We start from the raw sequence: 6509 nt of genomic DNA on the forward strand, positions 1-6509 counted from the left end.
TTTCCATTCCGCAGGGAAAATCTTCCCTACCAGCGCAACTTGGAGCTCCGTGACAGGTCTTTCAGCAGGGTCCGGGCGGTGTTGCGACCACTTGCTCCCATGATTCCCCCGCCGGGGTGGGTGCTTGCACCTGTCATGTACAGGTTCTTCAGGGTGGGCCAGCGGTACTCACTCGCGCCCAGAAAAGGCCGCAGGGCGAACATCTGGTCGGTGCCCATCTCCAGATGCATCACGTTGCCTCGCCTCAGGCTCAAGTTATCCTGAAGCCAGGCTGGCGATTGTACGAGCTCACCCACAATCTGCTCTCTGGTGCCCGGAGCGTAATGTTCAAAGGCGTTCAGAATGTAATCCCGCGCCTCTTTGGTGCGCTCTGCCCAGCTTCCTGAGGACAGTTCAAAGGGGTAGTACTGCGCCCAGAGCCACAACACCTCACCGTCCGGTGGGGCCAGCGAATCGTCAATGCTGCTGAAACTCATGGCAATGATGGGTGGGTCTCTGGTGGGTTCTCCAGCAAGATATTCTCCGTAGGCCTTCAGGAGTTGCTGCTCATTTTTGATCAGGAGCCCAAGACCGATTCTGGATTCTGGTTCCACATGGTTCAGGTACTTCACTTTTCCTTTGAGGGCCAGACGCAGGATCATGCCGAAACCGTTTCCCACCCTCACTTTTCGGGCAAGCTCTGGAACTTTGTCTTCAGGGAGGGCGTCTACGGTCTGCAGCACATGGGTGCCGCTGACCACAGCTTTGGCGGTGTACACGTCCCCATCTTCCAGACGCACCCCGACCGCCCGATCTCCCTCGGTCAGGATGTCTTTCACGGGTGCACTCAGGAAGATGTGCCCCCCGTAAGCTTCAATGGCGCGCTTGAGGGCCTTCGTCAGGCCTCCGCTGCCCCCTCTCGGGCGAGCCACCCCTCCCACATGGTAGAGCGGGTGCCAGAGCAGGAAAGGGGCACTCATGACCTCGGTGGGTGGAGGTCCAGATTGCGCCGCCATCCAGGTGAGGGGCGCACGCACCCGTTCCTCTGAGAAGTACTCTCTTGCCACATCTCCATAAGGCCGCATGATGTGGGTGAGTTTCTTCTGCCAGTCTTTCTGCATGCCCGAGCCCCACACCAGATGCCTCCCGAGGTCCAGAGGATTGGGTGCGCTGAGAAAGGCCTCATTCACGCTTTTTGCAAAAGGGGTCCAGTCCTGCACGAAACGCTGGTAGGCTTCACCCTGGCCAGGGAAGATCCGGTCCAGTTCCTGTGCAGTGCGGTCCAGATCGCGCCACACAAACCACGGTGTTTCGCCATCTGAGCAGTGAAACAGCGGATCAAGCTCCAGGTAGTGCAGGCCAAACTTTTCGAGTTCCAGTTCCTGCACAATGGGCGTCATGCGGATCAGGATGTGGGCACTCCCCCCATAATCGAAGCGGTAACCACTGACCAGTTCCTCGGTGGACACGGCCCCACCCACCAGGTGCCGCTTCTCGAAAACCGCCACCTTGTAACCTGCACGGGCAGCGTAGGCAGCCGTCACCAGAGCGTTGTGTCCCGCACCCACAATGATCACGTCGTAATCCAAGGCTCCATCCCCCAGTTCCTGTGCGTTCATGCTACCACGTCCAGTTTTCTGCCCTATCAGACGGTGGTTTTGATGGTAGAGCAGCTTACAATACACCTTTCTAAAACCTGAGCCGGAATTGAAGGTTTAATGAACCCCCTCTTGTGACCGCCACAGAAGGTTCAGAAACTGTAACGCTTATCATGGCCTCAGATTCATTGGAACACCCTTGCTGCACACTGGAATGCTCTTGTCCAGTGAGTCTAGATTTTTGTTTTGCAGGAGACCCCCATGAAAAGACTGACTGGCCTGACTGCACTGCTGATCCTCACTGCCTGTTCGCAAACCCCTGGTGGACCGGCCCCCCTGCCTGGTGGTTTCTCGGGAGACCTCCCCAGAGGCGCAGAGACCGTGACGGAAAGTGAATTTCGCTCCCACATCAATGATCCCGGCGCGAAAGTGTTCACGCCCGAACAGGAACAGAAAGAAAAAGAAGCCGCAGCAAAACAGGACGCGGCAAATCAGAAAGCAGTCGAGGATTTCATGGCTGCCCACCCGGAACTGGCCGACCTGAAAATCCTGATTGGCCTTTCCCCCAAACCCACGGACACCGAAGTTCAGAAGCTGCCAGATGGCAACTTTGAACTCAGCACCCCGGACAACAGCAAAAATGACCTGAAGGTCATCACTCTGGGCAAAAAATTCAAGTACGCCGAAGTGGCCCGCAGCCTCGAAAACTTCCCCAGGCAAAGCAACCAGCTGGGCATGTACGAGATGTTCTACCCCAATGTCCCCGAAGCCTACCGCAAACGCCTTGAGCTGCCCACCCCGGAAAGCCTGAAAAACGCAAATGCCCAGACCATCTCCAGCCTGAACCTCAAAATTGGAGACATCTATGCCGATCTGGTGTTCAAGATTCCTGATCCCACCAAACCCATTGGGTGGGTGGAAAAACCCGAAGATGAAGAAGGCTACCTGGATGGCAGCGACCGCACCAACTCGGACGCCAGTTGCTCGGCTTTCAAGGACACTGGCATCTACAAGAACTTTGAGTGGCCCCTCAAGTATTACGCCACCTCCGTGAAAAACCAGGGGCGGCGGGGCAGTTGCGTGGCCTTTGCCATCACCTCAGCCACCGAGCTGCAGCATGCGAAGAAAAACAGTGAATGGGCCAACCTCTCAGAGCAATCCTTCTACAACCGCATCGCCGGGCACTGGCAACCCAGAACCTATGGGGATGGGGCAGACACCACCTACATCTACAACACCTCCGCAGCAGAGCAGTACAAATTCGCCTACGAAAAAGAGTGGGGCTACAACCCCTCCCTGAGCCGCACCAACATCAAAAATGCCGCCGATGAATTGATCGGGTACAGCAACTCCTGCACCGGATACGCAGACAGCTACTGCTCCAACACGGCTGCACAGAGCAAATTCTGGTGCCTTCCCCTGCTGGGACAGAATTACTGCATGTACCTGCCCAAAATCGTCAATCCTGCCACCCCCAGCATCGTGCCCAAAGGTCAGCTGGAACTGTGGAACCATGAGAAAAAGGACCTCTCCATTGCCTACATGGTCCTGACCCTGGCGTTCGGGAACACGGTGGTGGCCAGCCTGGAAGTCATGCCAAGCTGGGACAACGCCAACAGCAACGGTTTCGCACAGTCCAGGGCCTACGACCTCGACAGTGGGAAGGGCAGCCGTGGTGGGCACGCCGTGAACATCACCGGTTTCATCACCAACGAGAAACTGCAGAGCAAACTGCCCAACGCCACCCCCGGTGACGGTGGAGGCTACTTCATTGTCAAGAACTCCTGGGGAGCCTGCTGGAAAGATGGCGGCTACATTTACATCCCCTTCGATTACATGAAACATTATGGCTACTCGGCCATCCGGGTGCAGGTGGATTGAATTTCAGTTTACAGTTCAAAGTAGACAGTTCACGGCGAGATGGGTGCTGATGAATTTCTATCCCAAACAACCAGGACAGGAAAAAATCCTGTCCTTTTAAATTTTTGACGTTTTGCTGGGTTTTTCTTTTTACTGTGAACCGTTCACAGTTTACAGTGAACCCTTACGCCAGCATGCGGCGCTTGCGGATGTCCAGCATCACCATGCGGTAGGCCTGTGGAGACACCAGATCCCTCAGGGCCTCAAGCGCGTCTTCAATGGTCTCGAAGGTGCTTTCCTCATCGGTTTCGAGGAGCACTTTGCTTTCCTGTGTGATGTAAAAACGAACGTCCATTTCAGGGGTATAGGTGGCGCAGAACAGGCGGCCTTTTGCAGTGGGCAACATGAAATCTTCCATTTGGATGCTCCTTCTGGGTGGGTTGTCGGGAATGCACTTTATCTTACACCCTGGACAGGGAACGGGCAGTGACCAGAATATAGTATTTGCCCGTGACATTCACGCTGTAGCGGTGTTTCTGGAAATACCGCCGGAAAAAAGCCACATCTTTGAAGAGCAGAGACAGTTCTGGCTCACGGTAATTCACCATCCTTGCCCCATAGCTGATTTCTCCCCCGGAGTAACGGCTGTTCGGGAAGGCGAGCAGCCAGTGGCCTCCGAGTTTGATGTGTTTGAGCAAACGCCGGAACACCGGTTCCACCTCAATGTTCGCGCTTTGCAGGGTTCCGATGCTGAGGATCAGGTCAAACGTTCCAAGGTCCTCTGGAAGTGCGTTGATGTCTGCAACCTGAAACCGGTGCTGTGGGAAACGCCCTCTGGCGATGTTCAGGGCACTCTCGCTGTGGTCGAGGCCCAGCACTTCAAAATGGTTTCCGGGATAAGCAAGATCCAGCAACCTGAGCTCTTCCCCACTGTTCACCCCGAGGTCCAGAATGCGGGCCTCTGCAGGAAGATCCAGGCTTCGCAGGGCCTGAATTGCATCCAGCAGAAAATACGGTTCCTCCAGTTTGTGGATGCGCTGAAACTCGCTCTGAGCGCCATATTTTTCGGTGTTGCTGGAAAGGGTGCGGTCCCTCTGGCGTGTCTCTTTCTTCTGGAAGGTGATCTTCAGGAAAGGTCCGTCCCGCTCTGGCACACGCATGTGACAGTCCAGCCGGTCTGCGAGGTCCATCCAGACCCTGAGGGGATGGAAGAGAAAAGTCTGCCCTCCGATCTCCAATTCCTCTCCAGCGTAGTGTCCCAGATAAGGGTCTGGGTCCAGCACACGGAAAGTCACGCTGGAGCTCCGGGAAAGCTGGTCTGTCAACTGGGGGATGGCCTGAAAAAGGGGCACAGCGCTGAAATCCACCTCTGAGTTATACCAGAGGATGAAATCCCTGATTTCTCCTCTGCTGCTTTTGTCCTAGAATATGAGAGAGAAATTAAACAACCCTTTTGGAGGCACTCATGAACGGTCTGGTTTTCAGCGGAGGCGGAATCCACTTCGCCACACACGCAGGCGTGATGGAAGAACTGTACAGCAAGGACCCCGCAGGTCTGTCCTCCTTTCAGGTCATTGTGGGAACTTCCGCTGGCTCGATTTATGGAGGACTGCTTGCGGCAGGCTACACTCCAAAGCAGGTCAGTCTGCTCAGCACCATCCTCTCCCAGCCCCCTTTCGGAGATACCCTCTTCGATGCAGATCCAGGAAGTTTCGCAGCCGCTTTCCTCAAATACGATCTGAATTATGTCAAAGGAGCAGTGCGGGGCTGGAACCTGCTGTCCCTGTTTGAAGCTTTCCTGCACCGCGAAACCGCCCAGAAACTCCAGCAGACCCTGCAATCTGACTCAGACTTTGCTCCTGCAAAATCCCTGCTGGTGGAGCGCTACGAGCTGAACCTCAAAGCTGAGCGCAATGCAGCGTATTACGCCCAGCAGCTGAACTTTGGAGAGATCCCAAAAGACCTCTATGTGGTCAGCACCAACGCCTACACCGGACAGAATGTGGTGTTCACAAAAGTGGGCACCCGCGAAGAGGAATTGAAAAGGGAAAACCGCCTGTGCTTTCCCACCGACTACATCAATCCCAGCAGCAGCATCCAGACCGCCGTGAACCTGCAGGCCATGAAGGTCTCTGCCCAGCCAGACGAACCCGAGCACCTGCACCTGCGCCGCTTCGAGCACCGGGTGTACTGGGAATTTGACCGCAGCCTGTACGGGGAGCAGTTGCCCCTCTCGGTGGCCATCCGGGCCAGCATGAGCATCCCCGGGGTGTTTGAACCCCAGTGGATTCAGAAAACCCTCGAAAAAGGCCAGACCGCCCTTGATCCTTTTGTGGATGGTGGGGTCACCAGCAACTTCGCAGTCAGTGTCGCGATCCACCAGGCCCTCGGGAACTGCCAGGATGTGCTCGGGATCTCCCTGACCAACCTGGGCTACCGCCTGCCTGACCCCCGCGCCACCGACAACGCCATCTCCATCCTGATGCGCAGCTTCGATTACTCCGGTGACGCCATCCTCGACCTGATGCGTGAGGAGGCCGACCTCGACCACAAACGGTTCACCATCATCAACGCCATGAGCCAGCTCGACATTCCCCTCACAGGCGTTTCCCAGCTTCCCAGACTCATCGGAGAAGGCAAAGAAATTGCCCAGCAGTACTGGACCACCGCCACAGCCTTCTTTGCCAGCGAAAACATCCCGGAAATGTTCAAAAACCCCGGCCAGATGATGATCTACCTGTCCGACGCCGCCACCACGGGCTCCCAGGCCTTTGAGAACCTCAAACAGCAGGGCACCAGCCAGCTTCCTGCCCCCACCGAGGCCGATGTCAGCAACCTGTTCGGTGGCCTGCAAAAAGGCGGAGCCTGGATGTGGGTCAGCATCGTGATCATGCTTGCCCTGTGCGGCGCAGTCAGCCTGATCCTCGCTGCCCTCAGAACACTCGGAGGATCAGGCCTCTGGAGCTTGCTCTGGCTGCTCCTGCTCACCGGACTGGCCTACTGGTTGCTCAGGCAGTACGCACTGGGTGTGATTCGCAAGAACAAGACCGTGCAGATCAGGTGAAATTGCGA

5 protein-coding genes are annotated in these 6509 nt (G+C 56.2%); 2 read left to right on the forward strand and 3 right to left on the reverse strand.

Annotation, left to right across the window (positions count from 1 at the left end):
- Window positions 1-26: 26 nt before the first annotated feature.
- A complete protein-coding gene (locus DC3_RS20395; RefSeq protein WP_146887643.1) occupies window positions 27-1598 on the reverse strand; it encodes a phytoene desaturase family protein in 1572 nt (523 codons plus the stop codon).
- Window positions 1599-1838: 240 nt separating this feature from the next.
- On the opposite strand from DC3_RS20395, the gene DC3_RS20400 reads away from it, so the two are divergent.
- Window positions 1839-3458, forward strand: coding sequence for a C1 family peptidase (locus DC3_RS20400; RefSeq protein ID WP_146887645.1), 1620 nt, complete (start codon window positions 1839-1841; stop codon window positions 3456-3458).
- 163 nt (window positions 3459-3621) lie between these two features.
- Here DC3_RS20400 and DC3_RS20405 read toward each other — a convergent pair whose 3' ends face one another.
- Both DC3_RS20405 and DC3_RS20410 read right to left on the reverse strand, forming a co-directional pair.
- Entirely contained in the window at window positions 3622-3855 is a 234-nt protein-coding gene (locus DC3_RS20405; protein WP_146887647.1) for a hypothetical protein, read from the reverse strand.
- 43 nt (window positions 3856-3898) lie between these two features.
- Window positions 3899-4804 (reverse strand): class I SAM-dependent methyltransferase, encoded by a 906-nt coding sequence (locus DC3_RS20410; protein WP_146887649.1) that lies wholly within the window; start codon window positions 4802-4804, stop codon window positions 3899-3901.
- A gap of 98 nt (window positions 4805-4902) precedes the next feature.
- Between DC3_RS20410 and DC3_RS20415 the strand changes: the two genes are divergently transcribed.
- Window positions 4903-6501 carry a patatin-like phospholipase family protein gene (locus DC3_RS20415; protein ID WP_146887651.1) on the forward strand — a complete coding sequence of 533 codons (1599 nt, stop codon included), beginning with the start codon at window positions 4903-4905 and terminating at the stop codon, window positions 6499-6501.
- Window positions 6502-6509: the final 8 nt, after the last annotated feature.

Source organism: Deinococcus cellulosilyticus NBRC 106333 = KACC 11606, from assembly GCF_007990775.1.
GTDB lineage: Bacteria > Deinococcota > Deinococci > Deinococcales > Deinococcaceae > Deinococcus_C > Deinococcus_C cellulosilyticus.

What these genes read in the sequence shown, in the direction of transcription:
- DC3_RS20395 (WP_146887643.1), bottom strand. Translation starts at nt 1,598, where the DNA reads ATGAACGCACAGGAACTGGGGGATGGAGCCTTGGATTACGACGTGATC.
- DC3_RS20400 (WP_146887645.1), top strand. Translation starts at nt 1,839, where the DNA reads ATGAAAAGACTGACTGGCCTGACTGCACTGCTGATCCTCACTGCCTGT.
- DC3_RS20405 (WP_146887647.1), bottom strand. Translation starts at nt 3,855, where the DNA reads ATGGAAGATTTCATGTTGCCCACTGCAAAAGGCCGCCTGTTCTGCGCC.
- DC3_RS20415 (WP_146887651.1), top strand. Translation starts at nt 4,903, where the DNA reads ATGAACGGTCTGGTTTTCAGCGGAGGCGGAATCCACTTCGCCACACAC.